Here is a 25,216-nt window from a genome sequence, read left to right on the forward strand (position 1 = left end):
AAGTATAATCATGATAATGTACAGGTCTGATTCTGATATAGAAGCTCAGTTACCGGATGGTTTTTTATCTAAACTGAATATTGCTATGGTTGGGCTTAATGCTGATGAGTATATTATTTTTGCAAATCAGGCCGCTGAATCTTGTTTAAAAGTTGAGCTCTCTCAACTTTTAAACACACCTGTTGATACTCTTTTCCCTAATGCTAAAGTTTTAATTCAAAATGCTCGGCAACATAAAATTTTTCAGTGTAACTCTATCGCTTGGAGGCGTTTTTCAGATCCTTTTGACGCCAAATTAAGTTTTTCTTTTTTTGAAAGAAGCTATCCTCAAAATGATAATGAAATATCAACATTAATATGTTTTGATGAGATAACAAAAGAGCAGTTAAATTTATTAAGTAGTCAAACTGCTAGCCAGTTTGAAATACTAAGTTGTTACTCAGGTGAAATAGCTCATGATTTAAATAATATTTTAAATATTATTTCTGGTCACCTAGAGATGCTAAAACTTGAATCAACAAGGCAAGCCAAACTCGATAAAAGAATTGTGGCTGCTCTAAAAGGAATTAACCGGGGTCGAATTCTTGCCGCAAGGTTAGGGCATTTAGCTTATTATGATAAAGCAGATGCAAGTGTCTGTAATATAAATAAAATTATTTTAGATAATACTGATTTACTTCAAGATACAGTCGCTGCTAATGTCTCAATCTCATTAAATTTAACCCCTAATGCAATTAGAGTTAACTTAGATACTAGCCATTTTATTGATGTTCTATTTAACCTTTGTATTAATGCCAGTAATGCAATGTCTGGAGAAGGGGTTATATATATAAAAACGGCCTTTGCTGAAAGTGAGGTGTTAGATGAAAATCAGAACTTAAATATAACAAAGTATGTATGTTTAAGTGTTGAAGATTCTGGATGTGGTATAGCTCAAGAAATCCAGGAAAAAATATTCGAACCTTTTTTTACGACTAAAATAAATAATAAAGGAACAGGAATCGGATTAAACTTAGTTAAAAGCTATATGAAAATTCATGATGGATTTATTAAATTAAAAAGTGAAGAAGGTGTAGGTAGCTGTTTTTCACTTTATTTTCCGATAGTAGAAGAAAATATATCTGAAAGTGATAGTAAGGAACAAAACATGGAAATAGAACAAAAACTGAGTGGTAAAAGTGTTTTGGTAGTAGATGATGAGGCTCCAATTCTATTTTTGTTAAAAGAGTTTTTGGGGATTTATGGCTTACGGGTACAAACCGCACATTCTGGACGGGAAGGCTTAGATTTAGCGACAAGTCAAAATTTTGATTTAATTCTAAGTGATTTGGTAATGCCGGGGGATCTTGATGGTGCTGAATTTGCCAGTTTACTTTTAAAACAAAAACCTGATTCATCTATTATTTTTATGAGCGGCTATACAGATAATAGGCTAATAGATAAAGATGAGCTAATAAACATTCCGGTAATTAGTAAACCATTTAGGAAAAAAGAGCTTCTAAACCAAGTAGAAGTTGCTTTGTGTTAGAGGTTATTCACTCTTGCTCTAAGGAAAGCTAATGCGAAAAATATTAGTAGTAGATGACGATGAATTAATTAACGAGTTTATTACAGATGCGGCTGAATTAATCGGTGTATCTACTACAGCTGTAACCAACGGAACAGAAATTCAAAGTGTTAATTTAAATCAATTTGAGCACATACTTCTTGATTTATCTATTCCCGGAGCCGATGGTGTACAGCTACTCAGGTGGTTAAAAAATAAAAATTATAAAGGTGCAGTTTCAATTACTTCGGGCTGTGAACCATCTGTTTTAAACTCTGCTCAACAAATAGGGCAGAGTTATGGCTTAAAAATGCATTCTCCACTAGTTAAGCCGTTTCCATTAGAAAGGTTATTAAATGTTCTTCAAGATGATGAAATTAAGCCTCAAAAGCCTATAAAAGCTCATCGAGCCACACAAGAGCAGGTGGATTTATTACCTTTATTGAGAGGGGCGATAAAAAAACGGACAATAGAAGTTTATTATCAACCTAAATTTGATATTCATCAGTTACATATAGTAGGCGTTGAAGCGCTTGCTCGGTGGAAGCTACAAGATGGAATTATGATTCCGCCCCCCATTTTTATTGAACTAGCAGAAAAGCATCATTTGATTGATGAGTTAACTCACTGCATTATTGGAGAGGTATTGCCTCAGTTGCGGGAATGGATAAATATTAATCCAAATTTTAAAGTCGCAATTAATTTATCTGCATTTAGTCTGAATAATTTAGACTTTCCTGATTATTTGGCTAAGCAAGTCGCATTATTTCAAATAAAAAATAAAAATATTGTCCTTGAGTTAACTGAAAGTGCTTTAGCTGAAGATGCAGAAAAATCAGCTGAGATTTTAACTCGGCTGAGAGTTAAAGGTTTTGGGCTATCTATAGATGATTTTGGTACGGGGTACTCCTCAATTCAGCAATTGCAGGATATTCCGTTTAATGAATTAAAAATAGATAAATCTTTTACGGCCAATTATTTTAACCGCCCCCAAGTTAGGACTATTATTGAATCTACCATTGAAATGGCACATAAACTCGGGATTCATGTTGTCGCGGAAGGCATTGAAGATATGGCTACCTTGGACTACCTTAAATCGGTTAATTGTGATCAAGGGCAAGGCTTTTATTATGCCAAACCTATGCCTGCATCAGAATTCGATTTATGGATTCATAATCACCCAGAGTTTATTAACTCCGACAATAAGAAAGTATTCAAGCAAAAGCTATTATTATTAAGCTCAGACTCTAATTTTAAACAAACAATAGTAGATACTCTAAATATAGAGTTAGATATTATCGAATTTTCAGATTTGGCTGGTTTAATGACAGCACCACAATTAAATACAGGTGCTGTAATCCTCGTAGATGTTGAAAGCACTCAAGATGGTTTTACTGCTTTTGAACAATTAAATGAAATAGTCGGAATCGATAAAAGTTTGATGATCGCGTCAGGAACAGACGACAAATCATTAAAACTCAATGCTTTTTCCGCTGGCTGCGAGGATTATATTGTTAAAACAGACTCCGTGGGCCAGTTACTAGCTAAATTTCGGGTTATAAAGCAATTTTATATCAGTAGGCAAAATAATTTAGATTGTTCTTTAAAAAATCAATCATTTACAACTTACTCTGAATTAGAGTATTACCGTTTGTTAATTAAGCTATTTACTCAACTGATGTCCTGTAAGAATAAAAACGAATTTGTTGAGTATATTTTTGAATTTTCTAAAAATTTAGGTTGGCAAATTTGTTTAAAAGCTGATTCTATCGACGGTGAAAAAAGCTATAGAGCTCCGGGGATATTGTGTAGCCCAATGGAAGATAGTGCATTCACTTTATTAAAGGATGCTGGCCAAATTTATCATTTTAACCAAAGAGTTATAGTTAACGCCAAACACTTCAGGATGATTATAAAGTCTAGCCCGAATATGACGCAAAGTTGGTTTGACGATTTCTGTATTAACATGATTGTCGGCTTAGAAAAAAAATGGAGAGAATTAAATCAGCTCAAAGCTCTGTTAGAGATGTGTGATAATTTGGAGGGAGTATTAAGCAAACTGAAAAAGAAAGTTTCTAAATTTGAACAAGGAGCACATCAAATTATTGATGAATTATTACTGGATATCAGAGCTAATTTATTATCTCATTCCGCAGATGAAAACTTAGAGCAAAAATTGGTAGATTTAGTTGAAAGCAGTGTTGCTCAAGTTCTTACTTTAGGCGAGGATGGTCGGGAGATTGAAATTGAATTTTCACATATTATTACTCAATATAAAAATCACCATTTTGATAGCTAAAAAACATAATAAGTAGATACTCATGGGACAAATTTTCGAGTTTTTTAAGAGTCAGGTTTTTTCTGCTGAAAAGGAAGAAAAATATCAAGCATATCTTGAGAAACGAACTCGCCCGGTTGTTGCTTATGTGTATGCTATCGGTGGTATCATCCCTTTAATTTTATTGTGTCAATCTTATGTACTATCAACTGAAGAGTTTAATCTGGTGGCTCCTGCGAGAGCTTGCTATTTACTAGCGTGGGCAGCTATTACTTGGGCTACTTTTTCAACTAAACCGCTATTTAACTCAAAAACATCTCTAATCATTTATAATATTGTTGGGGCTGTTTTTATTACGTATTTAAATGCGTTTTTAACTCAAAACCATATTTTAATCGTTCCTAGTTTATTAATGTTTCTAATTGGGATTGTGATTGCTCAGGTAGGTTCAAAAACGCAATTATTATCAGGGGTTGTTAGCTTTTTTATTCCTCTGGTATTAATAATAGCCAAGCCTCAAATTACAAAAGAAGATATTTCTGTTTTAGTGTTAATTTTTATTTGGGCTGTAATTGCGTGGATAGCGAGTATTATTTTAGAGCAAGTTAACCGCCGTTTATTTAACTATGAACAGGCACTTACTCAAGCCAATGAACACAAACAAATATTACTAGAAAAAGAAGAAGCATCAAATAATTTTAAAAGCCAATTTTTAGCAAATATGAGCCATGAAATAAGAACCCCTTTAACTTCAATTATAGGGTATGCCGAAGCTTATATTAATGCCGAAGAAAATAAAATTAAAAATGATCAAGTTCTAAACACTATTTATATTAATAGTAAGCATTTGCTCACTATTGCTAATGATATTTTAGATTTGTCTAAAATAGAGGCTGGTAAATTAGAAGTTGATATTGAAGAAACTAATTTATTTGCTCTTTTCCAAAGAGTAGAGCAAAACCAACAAGCTTTAGCAAATCAGAAAGGTTTAAATTTTTCTGTTAGCTACTCTTTTCCTCTACCTAATAAGATTATGACTGATGGCACACGTTTATATCAGGTCTTGCTTAATTTAACTAATAATGCCATTAAGTTTACATTACAAGGTGGGATTCATGTTCGAGTGTCTTATTCTAAGCAGTCAAATAATTTGCATGTGAAAATCAAAGATACTGGAATCGGTATGGAGCAAAGTGTTCTGGATAAACTTTTTTGTGCATTTCATCAAGCTCAAAGTAGTCAAAGTCGAAAATTTGGTGGGACGGGGTTAGGGCTGTATATATCAAAGGAATTGATAGAAAAGTTAAATGGCCAGATTAACGTGAGTAGTGAAGTTGGAATTGGTTCAGAGTTCAGTTTTACAATTAAGGCTGAGGTTTCAAAATCTGCTGTATGGGAAAGTGCTCTCCCTGAAATTGAAAGTTATCCAAATATGGATTTATTCTCCAAACAAAAGTTTAAAGGGACAGTTTTATTAGCGGAGGATCACCCTGATAATGGGCGTTTAATTGCTCAATATCTTACTGAGCTTGGTTTAGATGTTTGTTTAGTTGTTAACGGTGAGCAGGCAATTGAAAAGTGTTTATTATTAGATTTTGATTTAATTTTGATGGATATTGAAATGCCCGTTATGGATGGTATAACTGCAACGGGTTTAATCCGAAAAAATAATGCATCCATACCAGTCATAGCTCTTACAGCCAATGCAATGAAAAAGGATATTGATAGCTACTTGCAAAGAGGATTTAATGGTCATTTAAGCAAACCTATCGAGCGGCATTCATTTATCCAAGTATTATCTCAATTCTTAGCTATTGCGCAAGAATCTGAAGAGGATGAAGATGAGTTTTTATTTTCAATTGATAGTGCAGAATTTTCAAAAATGGTAGCTGAATATAAAGACGGTTTACCTGAGCAAATTGAAATTTTAGAAAGCGCACAGCAGAAAAATGATTGGAAACAAGTCTTACAGATTGCTCATAATATAAAGGGCTCTGCTGGAAACTTTGGGTTTAATAAGTTAACCGAAGTTGCAGGCTTACTTGAGCATAGTATTAGGCAAAATAATATCGCAGAGGGTCAAGGGTATTTTGCTCAACTTATATCAGAATTAAATCAAGCTGTTGTTGTCTCTGATTCATAAATATCACCATAAAAACAAGTCAAAAGTTTATTTTTATGATTTTACCTCCTTATTTTTTCTTATTGTTATCTATAGCTGGCATTGTCGATATATTTGATTAGACTAAGCGAAAATTCTTAGGAGTGATCTTGTGATTCAGTACAAACATGCAAAATTTAAAATTAGTTCACCAAATATAGATGGTTTAGGTGATGATTCTGGTTACGAAGTCGCTTTTGCTGGGCGTTCTAATGCGGGTAAATCAAGCGCTTTAAATACACTCACAGAACAAAAAGGGCTAGCCAGAACAAGTAAAACACCGGGACGTACCCAATTAATTAATATTTTTGAGTTGGATGAAGAACGGCGGTTGGTAGATTTACCTGGTTATGGTTTTGCAAAAGTGCCGTTAGAAGTTAAGAAAAAATGGCAAAAGTCTTTAGGTGAATATTTACAAAATCGTGAATGTTTAGCAGGATTAGTGGTATTGATGGATATACGGCATCCACTTAAAGACTTAGATCAAGATTTGGTTTTTTGGGCTGTTGATAGTGGCTTACCAGTCCTGATTTTATTAACTAAAGCAGATAAATTAAAACAAGGTGCCCGTAATACAGTATTAAAAGAGGTTAGGAAAGCCAGTATTAATTTTGAAGGTGATGTTGATGTCGAGCTGTTCTCGTCGTTAAAAGGAATAGGGGTTAAACAGCTTAAAAACAAATTAAACCAATGGTATAAAGCCGAAAATATCCAAGCTTCTGAGTAACGATTGTGAAGCTATGAATACTCAATTTAAATATAGATTAAGTGCAGCTATTAACTGCACTTAATTTAAATTTCTACTTTAAAAGATTTGTTCTATTTCTGTTTCGGCCACTTCACCTGATTGTGTTGAATTTAGCATTTCTATTTGAGGTGAGTTATCTGCAAACTGGCTAGGTTCTGTTCCTGATATAAAATATTCGAACATAGCTGTATAATCCGTTTTGTTGCTGAGTTTCCCTGTTTCCGTATCTATTCTGACAGTTGAAATATCTTCCGGTAGCTGGTTGTCATTCTGTGGAATACCATCAAGCATTGTTTGTAAATATGTAATCCATGACGGCAGTGCTGTTTGTGCACCAAACTCTTTACCATAAACCTGATCCTTACCCAGATTATTATTGTAAGAACTCGCCCCTAGAGCACGTCTATGATCATCAAAGCCGACCCAACTAGTTACAACTAAATTGGGGGCATAACCACTGAACCAAGTATCTTTTGCTTCGTTAGTTGTACCTGTTTTACCGCCGATATCTTTACGTTTTAAGGCTCGTGCACGCCAGCCTGTCCCATTCCAACCTGTTCCTCGGTTCCAGTCTCCGCCGCCCCAAATCGTACTTGTCATTGCATCTGCGATTAAAAACGCATTTTGTTTTGAAATTGCCCGTGGTGCATAAATTAATTCTTGTTCTATTGTTTGAGTTTCTGTTGGAGTAAATTCAGCGATTGAATCTTGCGGTTCACAGTTTGGCCGACACAACTTTTGAATTGGCGCTTGGTAGATCATATTGCCGGCAGAATCTTCAACTCGTTCAATAACATAAGGTTTTACAATATAACCGCCATTTGCAAACGCGGTATAAGCTGTTGCTAATTCCATTGGGGTAAATGATGCTGAGCCTAAAGCCAATGATTCATTTCTTGGAATATCATCACGCGAAAAACCAAATTGAGTTAAATGATTAACTAAGTTATCAATTCCAACAGCTCTTAATAAACGTACTGAAACTACGTTTTTAGATTTAGCTAATGCCGTTCTTAACCTGATAGGACCATCATAAACAGGAGGAGAGTTTTGTGGACGCCAAACTGTCCCTTGACGTCTATCCCATTGATTAATCGGTGCATCATTAACAATACTGGCTAAGGTAAACCCATGTTGAATTGCGGCAGAATAAATAAAAGGTTTAATATTTGAACCGACTTGACGTTTGGCTTGAGTAACTCGATTAAATTCACTTTGCCTAAAATCATAACCACCCACTAAGGCTTGAATAGCTCCAGTATTTGGATCTATTGCAACTAAAGCTGATGAGGCGTCAGGAAATTGAGATAAGTGCCATGTTGAGTCAACTTTTCTTACACTAACGACCTCACCAACATGGACAATTTCGGTAACAGATTTGGGTTCATCTCCTTGGCTATCGTCATCAATAAAAGCTCTGGCCCACTTCATTCCATCCCATTCAACAACTCCAGTCTGTCCATTTTTACGTAGAAAAGAAAATGTATTTTTTTCATTGTCGATGTGAATAACTGCAACATTTTCCAGCCAACCAAAATCAGGCTCATTTTTTAGGGCATTTATAATTTCTTTGTTATCTGGTTTGCTTTCTTGATTCTCTATCCAGAGAATCTTTTGAGCTCCTCTGTAGCCATGCCTTTCGTCATAATTATGCAAATTTTCTCTAAGGGCATGTAAGGCAGCTGACTGAGATTTAAGTGTTACAGTCGTATAAACTTGAAAACCTTGGGTATATGCTACTTCTTCACCATATTTATCAACCAACTCTTGTCTTACCATTTCTGCGATATATGGACTATCCAATTCGATTTCGGCACCATGATACCTTGCGCTTAAAGGCAGCTCTAACGCTTGCTGATATTCTTGTTCGGTTATATATCTTGCATCTTTTAAACGCCACAAAACGGTATTTCGTCTGAAAAGAGCTCGTTCAGGATTTCGCAATGGGTTGTAAGCGGTTGGTGCTTTTAATAAGCCGGTCAACATAGCCATTTGAGCTATATTGAGCTCATCTATATTTTTACCGTAATAAACTTTAGCTGCGGCACCAAAGCCAAATGCTCTATACCCGAGCTCAACTTTATTAATATATAACGTCAAAATTTCTTCTTTAGTTAGCTCTTGCTCCATCTTTAAAGCAATAAAAATCTCTTTTATTTTACGTATATAAGTCTTATCTCTGTTTAAAAAGAAACCTCTAGCTAATTGCATGGTTATTGTACTTGCACCTTGCTTTTTAGAGCCGCTGGTCAATACTGTAATAGCGGCTCTAACCATACCAATAAAATCAACGCCGTTATGTGAATAGAACCTGTTGTCTTCTGTAGCTAATAGGGTATTGATGAGTTTAGGTGGTATTTGCTCGTAAGTAAGAGGGATTCGTCTTTTTTCACCAAACTGAGAAATTAGATAGCCATCTGCTGAATAAACTTGCATAGGAGTTTGGAACTCAACATTTTTTAAAGTTTCAACATCAGGTAAGTCATTTTTAATATATTGGTAAGTGGCGTAAACAGTTAAGCAGCCCAATAAACTTGAGATAATAAAAAAATAAAATAAATACTTAATCGTTTTTTTCACAATGAGCATCCGGGCTTAGGAATTGGTTAGCGAATATAAATAATATCAAGTTTCAACATGGTTATGTTACAACAAATTCTGAATATGCCAAGTATTCGGCATTTTGTTGTGGTGGATTGGCATAAAAAAAGCTAACCAGACTTAACCATATAATAATGAAAATAAATGGTCATTTACTATGTTTGGCAAGTTATTAGGAAAAAAAAGCTCAATTTTAATTGGTGTAGATATCGGCTCTTATTCTGTTAAAGCTGTTTTAATGGAGCGGCAAGGTCATGATTATCGGCTATTACAATTTGAGCAAGAGCCTATGCCAAAAGGATTAGTTAATGATAAAGATATTAAAGACATTGAAGCTGTTGGCCGAGTTATAAGTCGACTTAGAAAAAAAATATCTCGGCAATTTCAAGATGTGTCTGTCGCTGTATCTGGCTCTACAGTAATCACTAAAACAGTTTTTATGGACGCTAGCTTTAGTGATGATGAATTGGCAACTCAAATAGAAATAGAAGCAGATAGTTTAATTCCTTATCCAATTGAAGAAGTTAGTATTGATTTTGAAAGGATCGAAGCAGTCAACACAGATAATAAGAAAGTTAAAGTGTTAGTGAGTGTTGCTAGAACGGAAAGTGTAACAGCTAGGGTATCGGCTATGGAAATAGCGGGTTTTAACGCTAAAGTTATGGATGTTGAAGCTTATGCTTTGGCTCGTGCCGCGAAGTTATGTTTACCCCAATTACCTAAAGGCTCTGATGATGAGCCGTGTATTGCGATGGTAGATTTGGGGGCTCATATAACATTAACGAGCATTATTAAAAAAGATCAGGTTATTTATACGAGAGATCAGCCTTTTGGAGGAGATGTTCTTACCAAAAATATAGAGAGTTTTTATCAAAAAAGTTATGAAGAAGCGGAATTAGAAAAACTTTCTGGTGATTTACCACAAAATTATCAGGCCGAAATTTTAGGGCCATTTCAAAATTCAATAATTCAACAGATTAGAAGAACAATCCAAATGTTCACTACATCAACAGCAGAACAAAAAGTTGATTATATAATTTTGTCTGGTGGTTGCGCATTAATTCATGGCTTAGCTGAACAGATCACGCAGGAACTTGAAATTCCTTGTATTTTAGCAAAGCCTTTTTTACAGATGCAAAAGGGAGATAGTTTGGTTGATTCTGAATTTAATAAGTCAAATTCAGAATATTTAATTGCGACTGGATTAGCCATGCGGAGTTTTGATTTATGCCACATATAAACTTACTACCTTGGCGTGAGCAAGCAAAACAGAAAAAGCAAAAATCTTATATTGTTATTTTGGTTATGGTAGGAATTAGTGCTCTAGGATTAATGTTATTAGTAGATGCTTATTACAGTCATTTAATTGCAAATCAGCAAATGCGAAATCAGTATCTGCAAAATGAAATTTTGGTATTAGACGCTAAAATTGCTGAAATTAAAGAGCTAAAAGCCAAACGGAAAAGCTTAGAGCAGCGCATGGAGCTGATTGCCGACTTACAACATAACCGTAATCTGGCAGCTCAAGTATTGGCAGAAATTACCACTACCGTTCCTGCTGGTATCTTTTTTACTGAACTTGAGAAAAAAGGGAATTCGGTTTTTATTACAGGTAAAAGTGAATCAAATAATCGGGTTTCTAACTTAATGAGAAATGCCGAAGCGTCTTATTTATTTGAATTGCCGCTACTCAATACCATAGTGGCCGCCAAAGCAAATGCCCAAATAGATTTATTAAGCGACTTTAAAATGTCAGTTCAGGTTAAGCCTTTTGCCGAGCGAATATCGGCGGCGGAGGTTAACCCATGAGTTTAAAAAACTTTGATCTTAAAAACCTAAATGAGCTAGAGCTTGATATTAACGACATGGGTAATTGGCCTAAGCCAGCTAAAGTTTTTGTCGCTTTTTTATTAGCTATTGTGGTCGCTATTTTGAGTTATCAGTTAATGATTAGTGACCAAATTGAAAATTATAAAACAATAACTGAGCAAGAAAATGAACTTAAACTAGAATATCGAGCTAAATATCATATTGCGATAAATGCTGATGCATATAAAACTCAAATGCGCCAAATGGAGCAATCTTTTGCTGAGCTATTAAAAACATTACCAACAGAAACAGAAACCCCTGGTCTGTTAGACGACATTACTTATATAGGTACAACAAACGGATTAACTTTTACAAAAATAAATTGGGAACCAGAAATTGAGCGAGAGTTTTATACTGAGCTACCGTTAAAGTTAGAAATAACAGGTAGTTATCATGATTTTGGTCACTTTTTAAGTAAAGTCGCGGCCTTACCCAGAATTGTTACCCTGCATGATTTTACGATCAAGCAAAAAGACGGCAATTTAATTTTAAGTTTATTAGCAAAAACGTATAGATACAAAGAGGTTAAAACCAATGATTAAACCACTTTGTATATTTATCGGGAGCTTATTGCTGTTTGGATGCGGTAAAGATTTAACTGACTTGCAGGCATTTACTCAGCAAGTACAAGCAAATGCCCAAACGGATATCGAGCCAATATTAACCGTAAAAGAATTTACCAGCTTTGAGTATTCAGTTGAGCAAATGCGTAGCCCGTTTGTAAAACCACAACCAGAAATGTTAACCCAAACCAAACAGGCCGATTTAAATTGTTTGCAGCCAGATTTTAATCGTGACAAACAGGCTTTAGAGAAATATCCGCTCGATACCATAAAAATGCGTGGCACTTTAGGCGAAAAAGGCAAGCTGTACGCATTAGCATCGGTTGCTGGTGGTCAATTATATCGAGTTAAACAAGGCGATTATATCGGCTTGTTTCATGGGCGAGTTGAACAAATTACCCCTGAATATATCAAGCTGCGAGAGCTGATTCCGGATGGCAGTGGCTGCTGGGTAATTCGGCAGGCTGAAATTTCGATTTTTGCTAAAAGTGATACGGCAGGAAACCAATAATATGAAAAATAATAAAACATATCTTTATAGCTATTTGTTTTTAATCTGTTTATTTTATTGTTTACCGAGCCGGTTATATGCACAGGAACAGGCTTCACCCACGCTTTATGAAATAAAATATCAGCCAACTATGCGTGATGCGATTGAAATTGAATTGGTATTTGATCAAATCATCGCAAAACCTGAAATTCAGGTGAGTAATAATCCTGCTGCGATTAGTTTAAATTTTGACAATGCAAAATTTGAAAACTACCTAACCACCACTCAAATTGATCATGCCGGTGTCAATAAAATCAATGCTCGCCAGCAAGGTAAAATACTGACCTTGAATATTGAATTAGAATATTTAAAAATTTACAAAACCCGCTCATCCGGCAATCGTTTTTTTATTGCTATTGCCAATAATTTAAATACAGGGGCAAATGATAAAACCGCACAGTCCAAATATATTAACTCATTAGATACCATTGATTTTCGTCATGCAGAAAATAATAGCGGTCGAGTCTTGGTATTTATGAAAAATAAAGCGGCGGCAATCGATGTTACTGAGCGGAATAACAAAATTATTGCGGTTTTTCATAATACTCGAATTTTAGATGAGCTTTTGTATCAGATGGATGTGACCGATTTTGGCACGATAGTCGATAATATCGAAACCTTTAGAAATGACGACAGTGCGCGTATTGAAATTAGCATGAATGCGCCATTTGATTATAAATATCAACAAATTGACAGTATCTTTAGTCTAGATATTGTGGCTGAGAATAAAAACAAAGGTGTCTCAAACCGATATAATGGCAAACCTATTTCACTGAATTTTCAGGATATTGAGGTGCGTTCTGTTTTACAGATTATTGCAGATTATAATAACTTTAATTTAGTAACCAGTGACTCGGTAAGCGGCAATGTGACTTTGCGTTTAGATGGAGTGCCGTGGGATCAAGCGCTGGATATTATTCTTAAAATTAAAGGTTTGGATAAACGCATGGAAGGCTCCATTTTGTTGGTTGCACCTAGCGAAGAGATTGCAGCCAGAGAAGCAAAAGAGCTGGAAACCCGAAAGCAAGTTGAAGAATTATCACCGTTATATTCTGAGTTTGTTCAGATTAACTATGCCAAAGCAACAGAAATCGCAGCTATGTTGCAGGGTGAGCAAAGCAAAATGCTGTCGGAGCGTGGGGCTGTTTCGGTTGATGAAAGAACTAATACATTATTAATTAGGGATACCGGCAGCAATATCGAAAACGTTAAAAAGCTGGTTAACATTTTAGATATTCCAGTAAAACAAGTCACAATTGAATCCAGAATTGTGACTGTGAATGATAATTTAAGTGAAGAGTTGGGCATTCGCTGGGGATTTAGTGATCAGCAAAATTCTGATGGTGTTTCCGGTTCATTAGAAGGGGCAAATACGATTGCATCTGGTGTGATCCCGCCGCTAAATCAAAGAATGAATGTGAATTTGCCGGTTGCTAATGCTGCGGGAAGTATTGGGTTAAGTATTGCCAGATTAAGCGACGGCACAATTCTAGATTTAGAGTTAACCGCACTTGAGACTGAAAATAAAGGCGAAATTATTGCCAGCCCGAGAATTACTACAGCTAATCAAAAAACCGCTTATATAGAGCAGGGTACTGAGATACCGTTTGTGCAAGCTGCTTCAAGCGGCGCAACCGCTGTAACGTTCAAAAAAGCGGTTTTAAGCCTGCAAGTTACACCTCAAATTACACCGGATAATAAAATTATTCTGGATTTAATTATTACTCAAGATACTCGTGGTGACACTGTGGATACTTCAACCGGCTCTGCTGTAGCCATTGATACGCAGGAGATTGGGACTCAAGTATTAGTCGATAACGGTGAAACTATAGTATTAGGTGGTATTTATCAGCAACAAATCGTTAATACCGAATCTAAAGTTCCGCTGCTGGGTGATATTCCTTACGTTGGCCGGTTATTTAAAAAAAGCAGAGAATTTAATGAGAAAAAAGAGCTGCTTATTTTTGTTACCCCAAGAATCGTAACAGAAAAGCTTTAATTACAGCCAGATTACAGTAAAATCCGCATAGTTGAACTTGGGTATTTTGTAAAAAAGCCCGCAAAACTCAATTTATGCATGTTTATTATTCCAAATTTAGATTTTTTAGGCTTATTGGCTTCATTTTTGGCTACTAAGCTTGCTTTTACTTGCTAATTATTGGGATAATCGCGGCTCTTTTCAGGATACTGGATTTTCGGAGCAACTTAACTTAATAGATGTGTAAAAACTAAAATGGCCGAGAAACGTAATATATTCCTTATAGGCCCGATGGGGGCCGGTAAAAGTACCATTGGTAGACAACTTGCAAACGAACTTCACTTAGAATTTTTTGACTCTGATGCCGAAATTGAACGTCGCACAGGCGCTGATATCGCTTGGGTATTTGACGTTGAAGGTGAAGCTGGTTTTAGAGTGCGTGAAGAAAAAGTAATTTTCGATTTAACCGAAAAACAAGGCATTGTACTTGCGACCGGTGGTGGCTCTATTTTAAGCAAAGAAACACGAAACCGTCTTTCAGCTCGTGGTTTTGTTGTTTATTTAGAAACAACCATTGAAAAACAAGTTGCAAGAACTGCGCGCGATAAGCGTCGTCCTTTATTGCAAACCGGCGAGCCGCAAGAAGTTTTAGAGAATCTTGCCGAAGCCAGAAACCCGCTATATGAAGAGATTGCAGACTTAACGGTTAAAACAGATAACCAAAGTGCCAAAGTAGTCTCTCGTGAGATCATCGATAAATTAGGTTTTTAATTAAGATTCAGATATGAGCAATACAGAACTTCAAGTGAGTTTAGCTGAGCGCAGCTACCCGATTTTAATTGGCAGCGGTTTAATTAATCAGGCTGAGCTATTTGAAAATGCTATTAAAGGCAAAAGAGTGGTGGTGATTACCAATACAACTATTGCGCCTTTATATCTGGATAAATTAGTTAATAGCTTAAATAAATTTGATGTTTTGACTTACCAACTACCGGATGGTGAGCAATATAAATCACTCGAATACTTTGAAAAAGTAAATAGCTTTTTGCTTGAACATAACTGCGCCCGAGACGTCACTTTAATCGCGCTTGGTGGTGGTGTTATTGGTGATTTAGTTGGTTTTGTCGCTGCTTGTTATCAACGAGGAGTTGATTTTATTCAAGTGCCGACGACCTTATTGTCTCAGGTTGATTCATCTGTTGGTGGTAAAACAGCGGTTAATCACCCGCTTGGCAAAAATATGATTGGAGCTTTTAAGCAACCAGAAGCTGTATTTATTGATATTGATACCTTATCAAGTTTACCTAAGCGTGAATTTGCTGCTGGTATGGCTGAAGTGCTTAAATATGGGATCGTTTTTGATCGTTCGTTCTGGCAAAGTTTAATTGATAACAAAGTGCAAATATCTGCTTTAGATAATGCTGAGTTAACCCGAATTATTAAACGCTGCTGCGAAATTAAAGCTGAAATAGTTGCCGCGGATGAAACTGAAAAAGGTGCCAGAGCGTTATTAAACCTGGGCCATACTTTTGGTCACGCAATTGAAGCCGAAATGGGTTATGGCGTATGGTTACACGGCGAAGCTGTTGCTACCGGTATGGTATTAGCAACTCACTTAGCTCATTTACGCGGCTATATTAATGCGGATGATTTTGCTGAAGTGACCGCTACAATCGAAAGCTATCAACTACCTGTTGTTAAGCCTGAGCAAATGTCGGTTGCTGATTTTGTAAAACACATGAAGCGAGATAAAAAAGTGCAGGCTAATGTCATGCGCTTTATTATTCCGACAAAAATTGGTCACTGCGAAATTATGGACGACGTGACAGAAGCTGAGCTTGAAGCCATTTTAAATTAATTTATGTCTGCTTGGCTCAAGATAATAATTGGCATAATTTAATATAAGGCATTTAAAGATGAGGCCACAAAACTGGGATCGTCTGTTTTACAACTTGTCTTTTACCCACGCTGTTATTTTATATTCTGAGCCTAAAGACCCGCTAATTCGTTACTTAAGTGATATTCAGGATGAGTTTTGCTTAAGTTACATTCCAAGCCTAACTGGCTTATCTGACGATAAAATTATTCAAACGATTGCTAAACAGTTATTTTCTCAACCTGTTGGTTTGGGTCAGAGTGATTTAAAATTTTTATTAGATCAGTTTGATAATAATGATATTTGTTATGTTGTTGCCATTCAGGGGTTACCAAGCGACTCAGTTATTAATCAGTTATTACAGGCGATGCGATATTTAGCTGGTCGGTTTAATGTTATTTTTGAAATAACCCCAGCGCAGGGCGATAAATTTATTAATGATTATCCCAGCCAAACAGTAAGTTTAATTGGCTCAGGCCAAGCTGAGACTAATGCTAAAGATAATCGTGCGAAAAGTAATAACGCTAAAGATAAAAAAACAGTTACAAATACATTAGCAAAAACAAAAAGCAATAAAGCTGACGAGAAAACAAAATCAACTCAGAAAAAAACGGGTTTATATGTTGGTTTAGGGGGAATTTTAATTCTGTTTTGTGGTGCACTTTTTTGGTTATTAAACAAAGCAGAAACAAAAGACCAAGCCAATGCCAAAGCTGAAATTCAGCCCTCATCTCAAGCAGAACAAGTGGATAACCCATCAATTCCGCAACAAAATGCCGGCACTGCAAAACAACAAATTGATGCCATTGAAAATAAAGCGATTATTCAAGAAAACATGGATTTTGTTGATAAAGCAACGGCTGAAAAAGATATGACAGCGGCTGAATTTTTTGCCCGCCAAGCAAAAAATCAAACAAGTGAAAAGGCTGACAAAATACAGAGTGACGCTAACGGACAAAGTGTGACAGAAGCTGGCGATGCTGATGATAAAACGGCGGATAACCTAGTTAGTGGCTCTAACTCTGATTCTGAATTAACTCAAACAGATAAACCGGAACAAGTTCAGTCTGAACACAGCGAAACCAATCATCAGGCGAATGGAAATCAAGCAAACGAACCTGAGTTAGCTGAATCTGCGCTAAATCAAGATGAAACCCAAGCCGATTCCGGCTATTATGATAACCTTTGGTTTAAGGCTCAAAAAGCCGATGCTTATGTAATCCAACTCACCTTGGTTAGTTCACAAAAAGTATTGGATGAGTATCTAGCTTCATTAAAAACAACTGAAAAATTAAACATATATATGAGTGAAAAATACTTTGGGGTAACTTACGGTATTTATGCTACTCAGCAGCAGGCAATTAAAGCGATTACACAATTACCCGAAGAATTAACTCGCGAAGGGGCTTTTGCTAAATCTGTTGCAGCAATACAAAAACTAATTTCTGACAAGACTGAATTTTGAAAAAAACACGAGCATTTTTAAAATGGGCCGGTGGTAAATATTCACTGGTTGAATCTATTGTTGATTTGTTACCAAAACGCGGTACAACTTTAGTTGAGCCTTTTGTTGGTGCTGGCTCAGTGTTTTTAAACAGCAATTTTAAAAACTATATTTTAAATGATATTAACCCAGATCTGATTGCATTATACAAACACCTTAAAGCAACGCCTGAGCAGTTTATTTTTGATTGTAAAAATATGTATCAAGAAAAATATAATCAGGCAGATGCTTATTACCAGCTCAGAACTGAGTTTAATCAGGAAACAGATAGCTATCGTCGCTCAGTTTTATTTACTTATTTAAACCGTCATGGTTATAACGGTTTATGTCGTTATAACAATTCAGGTTTTTATAATGTGCCATTTGGAAAATACGTAAAGCCGTATTTTCCTGAACATGAAATGTACTTTTTTGCCCGCAAAGCCCAGCAAGCTGAATTTACACTATTAGACTTTGAAACTTGTATGCGGCAAGCCCCTAAAGGGAGCGCTATTTATTGTGATCCGCCGTATATTAGCTTGAGCGAAACCGCTAACTTTACTCAATATGCTAAATCTGGCTTTAATATTCATGATCAAAAACGTTTAGCTGATATTGCCCATGAATTATCCAGCACAGGTAAAAATACGGTATTAATTAGCAATCATGATACACCGGTGAGCCGTCATTTATATTTACCGGCAAAAATTCAAACTAAAAAAGTATCCAGAGTGATTAGCCAAAATGCAGGCACCAGAAAAGCCGTTAATGAAGTTTTAGCTTTATATAAAGTGAATAAACTAAAGCAACCTGTGGTTTAAACCGAGGTTAAATAAACCGCCAGTTTCACCAGCATAATTAGCCCCAAAATAAATATCATTAATAAAATAATGCCAGTTAGGATAAAACCTATGGCAGATTTTTGCTTAAAATCTTTTTCTCGGTTGGCATGGCTTTGTACACCAATTAATGCGGCCAGTGCAGATAATAGGTATTGGAGTTTATTGGATAAGCGGCTCAAATCAATTCCAAAATAAGTTTATTTGTTTTGAGTTTAGCTTAAACAAAAAAGCCCGCAAAAAGCGGGCTAAAATTAGAGAAGATAATTTTATTATTATAAATCGAAGTCGATTGCGTAAGAAACGTAAGCTTCTAAACCTTGGCCGTCACGATCTGTTTCGATTAAACCAAATGTGAAACCATCTTTAGATAAAGATGCACCAATATCTACACCTTCAACAGCAAAATCACCATCGTAAGAACCAATATGGAAAGCTGCTTCTAAACCTTCTGAAACTTCAAATGCATAATCAGCAGAAACATAAGTTGAGTCACCAAAGTCATACTCGCTAGCTTCTGTATTTGCTAATACTGCTAAACCTAAAGTTAATGCACCAAAAGTTACGCTACCATATACTTCACCAAAATCAGCCGCTTGGCCTGCATTGGCATAGTTAAAATATACATAACCTACGTCATAGCTTAGGCTTTCAGTTTCACCGCTAAAACCTAAATATAAATCTGTTTCAGTATCACCTGAACCAAAGTTTACATTTGATACCCAAGTACCAGCATAAAAACCAGATGCTGCTGCGTAATCAATACCACCAGAAACCGCTGCTTCATCAGCTGCTTGAGTCATACCACGCCAGAAGTAGTTAGATGTTACACCAACGTTTGCTGATAAACCCTCAACTGCCATTGCTGAAGTTGAAGACATTGCAGATACTGCACCTAAAATTGAAGCCACAAGTAATGTTTTTTTCATGCTAGTTCTCCCAATTGGATTTTGTATTTAAAACTTAATGTGCTGAATCAGTGGTAGCAATCACTGTGCCTATTTTAAATATAAGTTTAAAAAATAATTTAAGTCTTTGTTTTTTAAATGGTTAAAATAATAAAAAATATTAAAATGGAAAGAGGTAAGGAATATTAAGCCTTATACTAAATTTATCAGCTCTAACCAAAACGGTGCGTAGAAAAATGCAATTGTTATATAATAGTGCACTGTTTTGGTTCAAAGCAATCTTTGCACCATTTTTATGAAATTATTGTAAATTTTTGAGATTTGCTCAGTTTGAAAGCTTGTGTAAAATACCAATAAACAGATGTGGCTCAAAAGCCGCGAGACTCAAATTAAACAGACAGGTTGAGTATGAATCCTTATTTAATTGCACCTTCAATTTTAGCGGCAGATTTAGCTCGTTTAGGTGAAGAAGTAGAAAATGTAGTAGCGGCAGGCGCGGATATTGTTCACTTTGATGTGATGGATAATCATTATGTTCCAAATTTAACTTTTGGCCCGGCTATTTTAGAGGCTTTAATTAAATACGGGATTAAAGCTGAGTTTGATGTGCATTTAATGGTTGAGCCGGTAGATGATTTAATTAATCAATTTGCTGATGCTGGCGCCAGTTATATTAGTTTCCACCCCGAAGCAAGTCGACACATTGACCGCTCTATTAGTTTAATAAAAGACAGAGGCATTAAGGCCGGTTTAGTATTAAATCCAGCGACTTCTTTATCTGTATTAGATTATGTATTACCTAAGTTGGATTTTGTTTTATTTATGTCAGTTAATCCGGGCTTTGGCGGGCAGTCGTTTATTCCTTATACTTTGGATAAAATTCGCCAGTTAAGAGCCAGAATTGATGAATTAGGTCTAAATACCCGAATTGAAGTAGATGGTGGTGTTAAAACCAATAATATCGCTGAAGTAGCTGCTGCTGGTGCGGATATGTTTGTCGCTGGTACTGCAATATTTGGTGCAGATGATTATAAAGTTGCAATTGATGAAATGCGCACAGAGCTGGCTAAAGTGAATTGCTAATTTATACCTAAGCAGTTTAGGTTTAGTTGTAGCAATCAAGATAACATAAAAGGCTAAAAGTGATTGTCACTTTTAGCCTTTGTTTAATTTAAATCGCTTTTTTATAGAGATTTAAGCAGTTAAAACTTTATCTTTAACCGCTTAAACACCGAGCTATATTTAACGGCTCAAAATTAACTGCTCAATCTCAACTCGGGATAAGAAGTTAGCTAAGACCTTAAATTTATTGGTTTTTAGCTTGATTTCGTTTTCTAGTGAGAGATTTTTTCTGAGAACAAGGCGAATTTGCGTACGTAATAGCTGGCTATTACTAGCGAATTCAACACAGTTATCGGGGAAAATACCCACTAGAAAGCAATTTGTTATCACGAGTTGAGGTTGACTAACATAGGTTTTAAAAATCTGGCCGTATGTGAGCGTTTTTCTTTGGTAAGATCTTCCGGCGTACCGCTAAATAAAATTTCGCCCCCACCACTGCCACCTTCAGGGCCTAAATCTACAATCCAATCAGCCGTTTTAATGACATCTAAATTATGTTCAATAATAACCACTGTATTGCCGTGATCTCTTAATCTATGCAAAACTGCGAGCAGTTGTTCAATGTCATAAAAATGCAGACCTGTTGTTGGCTCATCCAGAATATATAAAGTTTGGCCTGTATCTCGTTTGGATAATTCCCGCGCTAGTTTTACCCTTTGAGCCTCACCACCAGAGAGAGTAGTTGCAGCTTGGCCTAAACGAATATAACTTAAACCAACATCCATCAAAGTTTGTAATTTACGGGCTATTGCTGGTACAGCATCAAAAAATTCACGCGCATCCTCAACTGTCATATCCAGAGTTTCGTGAATATTTTTACCTTTGTATTTTATTTCCAATGTTTCACGATTATAGCGTTTGCCTTTACACACATCGCAAGGCACATAAACATCTGGTAAAAAGTGCATTTCAACTTTAATTACCCCGTCACCCTGACAAGCTTCGCAGCGGCCACCTTTTACGTTAAAGCTAAACCGGCCGGGTTTGTAACCTCGTGAGCGGGCTTCTTGGGTTGCTGCAAATAATTCTCGAATCGGGGTAAAAATACCGGTATAAGTTGCAGGGTTTGATCTTGGAGTACGGCCAATTGGACTTTGATCAATATCAACTACTTTATCCAGATGTTCTAAACCTGTAATGCTTTTATAAGGCGCAGGTTTATTGGTGCTGGCTTTATTTAGCTGGGTTTGTGCCAAACTAAATAAAGTATCGTTAATTAACGTGGATTTACCTGAACCGGAAACTCCAGTAATACACGTCATTAAACCAACCGGAATCGTTAAATCGACATTTTTTAAATTATTACCGGATGCACCTTTTAATTCTATCCATAAATCTTGGTGTTGATGACGTTGAGCAGGGATCTCAATTGCTCTTTTTCCTGAAAGGTATTTACCAGTGAGTGAGTCTTCACTTTTTAGTATGTCGTCCAGTGTTCCCTGAGCGACAATTTGACCACCATGCACACCTGCACCTGGGCCTATATCTAAAATATGATCGGCACTGCGGATTGCATCTTCATCGTGCTCAACCACGATAACCGTGTTACCTAAATCACGCAGATGAGTTAGTGTTTTTAATAATCTTTCGTTATCTCTTTGATGCAGTCCAATTGAAGGCTCGTCTAATACATACATCACGCCAACTAAGCCTGCACCAATTTGGCTGGCAAGACGAATACGCTGCGCTTCACCGCCCGATAAAGTATCTGCACTACGCGACAGGTTTAAATAATTCAATCCGACATTTACTAAAAAGCCAAGCCTGTCATTAATTTCTTTTAAAATTTTGTCGGCGATTTGCGCTTTTTGGCCGGTTAAATTCAACGATTCAAAAAAGGTTTTGCAAGCTTCAATTGAAAGCTCGGTAATCTGTGGCAGGTTGTTTTCGTTAATAAAAACATGACGTGCTTCTTCACGTAGTCTGGCACCATTACAACTTGGGCAAGCCTGATTGTTTAAAAATTTTGCCATTTCTTCGCGTACCGAGTTAGATTCGGTTTCGCGGTAGCGGCGTTCCATATTAGTAATAACACCTTCAAAAGGATGATGACGGGTAATAATGTCACCTCTGTCATTCATGTAATTAAATTCAAGTTCCTGTTTACCTGAGCCATAAAGCACAATGTCTTGAACTTTTTGATCTAACGATTGCCACGGAGCACTTAAATCAAACTGATAATGAGTCGCTAATGTTTTTAACATTTGGAAATAATAAAAACTGCGTTTGTCCCAGCCTTTAATTGCGCCACCGGATAAACTCAATTCTGGGTTAGTAATGACTCTGTCGGGATCAAAATACTGTTTAATCCCCAAACCATCACAACTCGGGCAAGCGCCAGCTGGATTATTAAACGAAAATATTCTGGGTTCGACTTCTGTCATGCTGTAGCCACAAGAGGTACAGGAAAAATTAGCAGAAAAAACCAGCTCGTCTTTTTTGGGATCGTCCATCCAGCCAATAATAGCAATGCCATTGGCCAACTCTAATGCGGTTTCAAATGATTCAGCTAAACGGGTTTGTAGATCTTCGCGAACTTTAAATCTATCTACCACTACTTCAATCGTATGTTTTTTATGGAGTTCTAATGTTGGTGGATCGCTTAAATCACAAATTTCGCCATTGACCCGAGCGCGAATAAACCCCTGAGCCGCTAAATTTTCAAAAGTTTTTACATGCTCACCTTTACGACCACGAACAATTGGAGCCATAAGCATTAATTTGCTGCCTTCTGGCAAAGCTAATACTTGATCAACCATTTGGCTAACAGTTTGTGCGGCCAAAGGTTGTTTATGAGTAGGGCAGCGTGGCTCACCCACACGGGCAAATAAAAGTCTTAGATAGTCATAAACTTCTGTGATTGTACCAACGGTTGATCTTGGGTTATGAGAGGTAGACTTTTGCTCAATTGAAATCGCCGGAGATAAACCCTCAATATGATCTACATCCGGCTTTTCCATTAACGATAAAAACTGGCGGGCGTAGGCAGATAAAGATTCCACATAACGTCTTTGACCTTCTGCATACAAAGTATCAAATGCCAGTGAAGATTTACCAGAACCGGATAATCCGGTGATCACAATTAATTTTTCTCGTGGCAAGGTGCAGCTTACATTTTTTAAATTATGTGTACGTGCACCACGAACTTCAATTTTATCCATACCTATCCCAATAAAAAATAAAACGTACAATATGTTCGCATAGTTTTACAAAAAAATCTGGTTAATTATACAGTACAAAAACATATCACATGATATACTCGGCAACCTGATTTTATTGCAACTGACTTTTCTTTTTAGTATTTCAATATGTCAAACGGTTTAACTCAACACGAAAAAAAAATAGCAGCCATTTTAGCCAGCATTTTTAGCCTGCGTATGCTGGGACTTTTTATGATAATGCCCGTTGTTGCCATTTATGGTCAGCAACTTATTGGTTATTCACCTATGTGGGTTGGTATTATTATTGGTGCTTATGGTTTAACTCAGGCGTTGCTGCAAGTGCCAATGGGCTTATTGTCCGACAAAATAGGGCGTAAACCGGTTATCTTAATTGGCCTCACTTTATTTGCGATTGGTAGCATTGTAGCTGCGGTTTCTGATCATGTTTTTTGGGTTGCAGTCGGTCGATTTTTGCAAGGTATGGGCGCAATTGCCAGTGCGGTATTGGCCTTAGCTGCCGATTTAACTCGCGAAGATCAACGCTCAAAAGTTATGGCTATTATTGGTATGTGCATTGGTTTATCTTTTGCTGCGGCTATGGTGGTTGGTCCTTTATTAGCGAATAAAATTGGCCTAAGTGGATTATTTGGTTTTACCGCCGTATTAGCTGTGATTGGAATTTTAGTGGTTGTGACTCTGGTACCAAATTCAGTCACTAAAAACAGTAATCGTGATGCAATTCCGGTTCCGGCTCAGCTTAAACAACTGATTCGCCATCCTCAGTTGAGAAAACTCAACCTAGGTGTTTTCTTTTTACATACCCAATTAACCTGCTTATTTGTTGTTGTTCCGGGTTTATTAGTTGGCGCAGGCTTTAAATCTGAGAGCCACTGGATGCTGTACTTTCCGGCACTGTTAATGTCTTTTATTGTACTTGCCCCTATGATGATGTGGTCAATGCGCAATAATAAAGAAGCAGGCATGTTCCAAATTTCAATTTGGTTAATGGCGGTTGCTATGCTGGTTATTTATTTATTTGGTCAGTCCAGTGTGGGTTTAATCATAGCGTTAATTGTATTTTTTGCGGCATTTAACTTTTTAGAAGCAAATCTACCGTCATGGGTGAGCCGTATTGCGCCAGCCGGACAAAAAGGTTCAGCAATGGGCGCTTTTTCAAGTAGCCAATTTGCAGGCGCTTTTTGTGGTGGTATGCTAGGCGGTGTTCTATTACAACATTTTGGGCAAGTTGGTGTACTATTAGGTGCAGCAAGCCTTGCATTGCCGTGGTGGTTAATTAGCCGGACATTGGTTTTACCACACAAAACAAAACCCAAAATATTGAATGTATTAGTTAATAGCTCTGCCGATGCAGAAAAAATGGCACAACAACTTACTGAAATCCAAGGGATAGAAGAAGCCGTTGTGATTGTTGAAGAGCAATTAGCCTATTTAAAAATATTACCCGCAAAGTTGGATGAAAAAGCATTAGCTTTTTGGCAAACTCAACATGCAAAACAAATTTAGGAGAATATA

General features: G+C 36.5%; 19 protein-coding genes. 15 read left to right on the forward strand and 4 right to left on the reverse strand.

Features of this window, described 5'->3' with window-relative positions:
- Positions 1 to 10 precede the first annotated feature (10 nt).
- The 4 genes from N7931_RS09285 to yihA all read left to right on the forward strand — a co-directional run bounded on the left by N7931_RS09285 (position 11) and on the right by yihA (position 6,712).
- Positions 11 to 1,528: an ATP-binding protein gene (locus N7931_RS09285; RefSeq protein WP_262793590.1), complete on the forward strand. Its 1,518-nt coding sequence runs from the start codon at positions 11 to 13 to the stop codon at positions 1,526 to 1,528.
- 31 nt (positions 1,529 to 1,559) lie between these two features.
- The gene (locus N7931_RS09290; RefSeq protein ID WP_262793591.1) at positions 1,560 to 3,845 is read left to right on the forward strand and encodes an EAL domain-containing protein; all 2,286 of its coding nucleotides are present in this window, start codon (positions 1,560 to 1,562) and stop codon (positions 3,843 to 3,845) included.
- Between the two features lie 127 nt (positions 3,846 to 3,972).
- On the forward strand, positions 3,973 to 5,967 hold the full coding sequence (locus N7931_RS09295) for an ATP-binding protein (RefSeq protein WP_262793592.1): 1,995 nt from the start codon (positions 3,973 to 3,975) through the stop codon (positions 5,965 to 5,967).
- Positions 5,968 to 6,079: 112 nt separating this feature from the next.
- Complete coding sequence (gene yihA, locus N7931_RS09300; protein ID WP_410369348.1) at positions 6,080 to 6,712, forward strand: ribosome biogenesis GTP-binding protein YihA/YsxC; 633 nt, start codon at positions 6,080 to 6,082, stop codon at positions 6,710 to 6,712.
- A gap of 78 nt (positions 6,713 to 6,790) precedes the next feature.
- Here yihA and N7931_RS09305 read toward each other — a convergent pair whose 3' ends face one another.
- Entirely contained in the window at positions 6,791 to 9,322 is a 2,532-nt protein-coding gene (locus N7931_RS09305) for a penicillin-binding protein 1A (RefSeq protein WP_410369347.1), read from the reverse strand.
- A gap of 169 nt (positions 9,323 to 9,491) precedes the next feature.
- Here N7931_RS09305 and N7931_RS09310 point away from each other — a divergent pair, with 169 nt between their 5' ends.
- The 9 genes from N7931_RS09310 (at position 9,492) to N7931_RS09350 (ending at position 18,474) form a co-directional block, all read left to right on the forward strand.
- The gene (locus N7931_RS09310; RefSeq protein WP_262793597.1) at positions 9,492 to 10,574 is read left to right on the forward strand and encodes a pilus assembly protein PilM; all 1,083 of its coding nucleotides are present in this window, start codon (positions 9,492 to 9,494) and stop codon (positions 10,572 to 10,574) included.
- Complete coding sequence (locus N7931_RS09315) at positions 10,562 to 11,143, forward strand: PilN domain-containing protein (protein WP_262793598.1); 582 nt, start codon at positions 10,562 to 10,564, stop codon at positions 11,141 to 11,143. The genes N7931_RS09310 and N7931_RS09315 overlap by 13 nt, the downstream gene beginning before the upstream one ends.
- Complete coding sequence (locus N7931_RS09320; protein ID WP_262793600.1) at positions 11,140 to 11,745, forward strand: type 4a pilus biogenesis protein PilO; 606 nt, start codon at positions 11,140 to 11,142, stop codon at positions 11,743 to 11,745. The genes N7931_RS09315 and N7931_RS09320 overlap by 4 nt, the downstream gene beginning before the upstream one ends.
- Positions 11,738 to 12,277 (forward strand): pilus assembly protein PilP, encoded by a 540-nt coding sequence (locus N7931_RS09325; protein WP_262793601.1) that lies wholly within the window; start codon positions 11,738 to 11,740, stop codon positions 12,275 to 12,277. The genes N7931_RS09320 and N7931_RS09325 overlap by 8 nt, the downstream gene beginning before the upstream one ends.
- 1 nt (position 12,278) lies before the next feature.
- Positions 12,279 to 14,315 (forward strand): type IV pilus secretin PilQ, encoded by a 2,037-nt coding sequence (locus N7931_RS09330; RefSeq protein ID WP_262793603.1) that lies wholly within the window; start codon positions 12,279 to 12,281, stop codon positions 14,313 to 14,315.
- 234 nt (positions 14,316 to 14,549) lie between these two features.
- On the forward strand, positions 14,550 to 15,065 hold the full coding sequence (gene aroK, locus N7931_RS09335) for a shikimate kinase AroK (protein WP_262793604.1): 516 nt from the start codon (positions 14,550 to 14,552) through the stop codon (positions 15,063 to 15,065).
- A 13-nt stretch (positions 15,066 to 15,078) separates the two neighbouring features.
- Positions 15,079 to 16,152, forward strand: coding sequence for a 3-dehydroquinate synthase (aroB, locus tag N7931_RS09340; protein WP_262793606.1), 1,074 nt, complete (start codon positions 15,079 to 15,081; stop codon positions 16,150 to 16,152).
- 58 nt (positions 16,153 to 16,210) lie between these two features.
- A complete protein-coding gene (locus N7931_RS09345; RefSeq protein WP_262793608.1) occupies positions 16,211 to 17,635 on the forward strand; it encodes a hypothetical protein in 1,425 nt (474 codons plus the stop codon).
- Entirely contained in the window at positions 17,629 to 18,474 is an 846-nt protein-coding gene (locus N7931_RS09350) for a Dam family site-specific DNA-(adenine-N6)-methyltransferase (protein WP_262793671.1), read from the forward strand. Before N7931_RS09345 ends, N7931_RS09350 begins: the two co-directional genes overlap by 7 nt.
- On the opposite strand, the gene N7931_RS09355 is transcribed toward N7931_RS09350, so the two are convergent.
- Complete coding sequence (locus tag N7931_RS09355; RefSeq protein WP_262793610.1) at positions 18,471 to 18,674, reverse strand: DUF2970 domain-containing protein; 204 nt, start codon at positions 18,672 to 18,674, stop codon at positions 18,471 to 18,473. The two genes, N7931_RS09350 and N7931_RS09355, sit on opposite strands and share 4 nt — an antisense overlap.
- A gap of 93 nt (positions 18,675 to 18,767) precedes the next feature.
- Positions 18,768 to 19,421 (reverse strand): TorF family putative porin, encoded by a 654-nt coding sequence (locus N7931_RS09360; protein WP_262793612.1) that lies wholly within the window; start codon positions 19,419 to 19,421, stop codon positions 18,768 to 18,770.
- 387 nt (positions 19,422 to 19,808) lie between these two features.
- Between N7931_RS09360 and rpe the strand changes: the two genes are divergently transcribed.
- Positions 19,809 to 20,483: a ribulose-phosphate 3-epimerase gene (gene rpe, locus N7931_RS09365; RefSeq protein ID WP_262793613.1), complete on the forward strand. Its 675-nt coding sequence runs from the start codon at positions 19,809 to 19,811 to the stop codon at positions 20,481 to 20,483.
- A 365-nt stretch (positions 20,484 to 20,848) separates the two neighbouring features.
- Here the strand turns inward: rpe and uvrA are convergent, their stop codons facing one another.
- Positions 20,849 to 23,683, reverse strand: coding sequence for an excinuclease ABC subunit UvrA (gene uvrA, locus N7931_RS09370; RefSeq protein WP_262793615.1), 2,835 nt, complete (start codon positions 23,681 to 23,683; stop codon positions 20,849 to 20,851).
- Between the two features lie 147 nt (positions 23,684 to 23,830).
- Between uvrA and N7931_RS09375 the strand changes: the two genes are divergently transcribed.
- Complete coding sequence (locus N7931_RS09375; RefSeq protein WP_262793616.1) at positions 23,831 to 25,207, forward strand: MFS transporter; 1,377 nt, start codon at positions 23,831 to 23,833, stop codon at positions 25,205 to 25,207.
- Positions 25,208 to 25,216: the final 9 nt, after the last annotated feature.

The sequence above is a fragment of the Catenovulum sp. 2E275 genome, assembly GCF_025515275.1.
Classification (GTDB): domain Bacteria; phylum Pseudomonadota; class Gammaproteobacteria; order Enterobacterales; family Alteromonadaceae; genus Catenovulum.

Bases quoted from the DNA above. Each gene is read 5' to 3' on its own strand.
- N7931_RS09285 (WP_262793590.1), top strand. From the start codon at position 11: ATGATAATGTACAGGTCTGATTCTGATATAGAAGCTCAGTTACCGGAT.
- N7931_RS09290 (WP_262793591.1), top strand. From the start codon at position 1,560: ATGCGAAAAATATTAGTAGTAGATGACGATGAATTAATTAACGAGTTT.
- N7931_RS09305 (WP_410369347.1), bottom strand. From the start codon at position 9,322: ATGCTCATTGTGAAAAAAACGATTAAGTATTTATTTTATTTTTTTATT.
- N7931_RS09310 (WP_262793597.1), top strand. From the start codon at position 9,492: ATGTTTGGCAAGTTATTAGGAAAAAAAAGCTCAATTTTAATTGGTGTA.
- N7931_RS09315 (WP_262793598.1), top strand. From the start codon at position 10,562: ATGCCACATATAAACTTACTACCTTGGCGTGAGCAAGCAAAACAGAAA.
- N7931_RS09320 (WP_262793600.1), top strand. From the start codon at position 11,140: ATGAGTTTAAAAAACTTTGATCTTAAAAACCTAAATGAGCTAGAGCTT.
- N7931_RS09325 (WP_262793601.1), top strand. From the start codon at position 11,738: ATGATTAAACCACTTTGTATATTTATCGGGAGCTTATTGCTGTTTGGA.
- N7931_RS09330 (WP_262793603.1), top strand. From the start codon at position 12,279: ATGAAAAATAATAAAACATATCTTTATAGCTATTTGTTTTTAATCTGT.
- aroK (WP_262793604.1), top strand. From the start codon at position 14,550: ATGGCCGAGAAACGTAATATATTCCTTATAGGCCCGATGGGGGCCGGT.
- aroB (WP_262793606.1), top strand. From the start codon at position 15,079: ATGAGCAATACAGAACTTCAAGTGAGTTTAGCTGAGCGCAGCTACCCG.
- N7931_RS09345 (WP_262793608.1), top strand. From the start codon at position 16,211: ATGAGGCCACAAAACTGGGATCGTCTGTTTTACAACTTGTCTTTTACC.
- N7931_RS09360 (WP_262793612.1), bottom strand. From the start codon at position 19,421: ATGAAAAAAACATTACTTGTGGCTTCAATTTTAGGTGCAGTATCTGCA.
- rpe (WP_262793613.1), top strand. From the start codon at position 19,809: ATGAATCCTTATTTAATTGCACCTTCAATTTTAGCGGCAGATTTAGCT.
- uvrA (WP_262793615.1), bottom strand. From the start codon at position 23,683: ATGGATAAAATTGAAGTTCGTGGTGCACGTACACATAATTTAAAAAAT.
- N7931_RS09375 (WP_262793616.1), top strand. From the start codon at position 23,831: ATGTCAAACGGTTTAACTCAACACGAAAAAAAAATAGCAGCCATTTTA.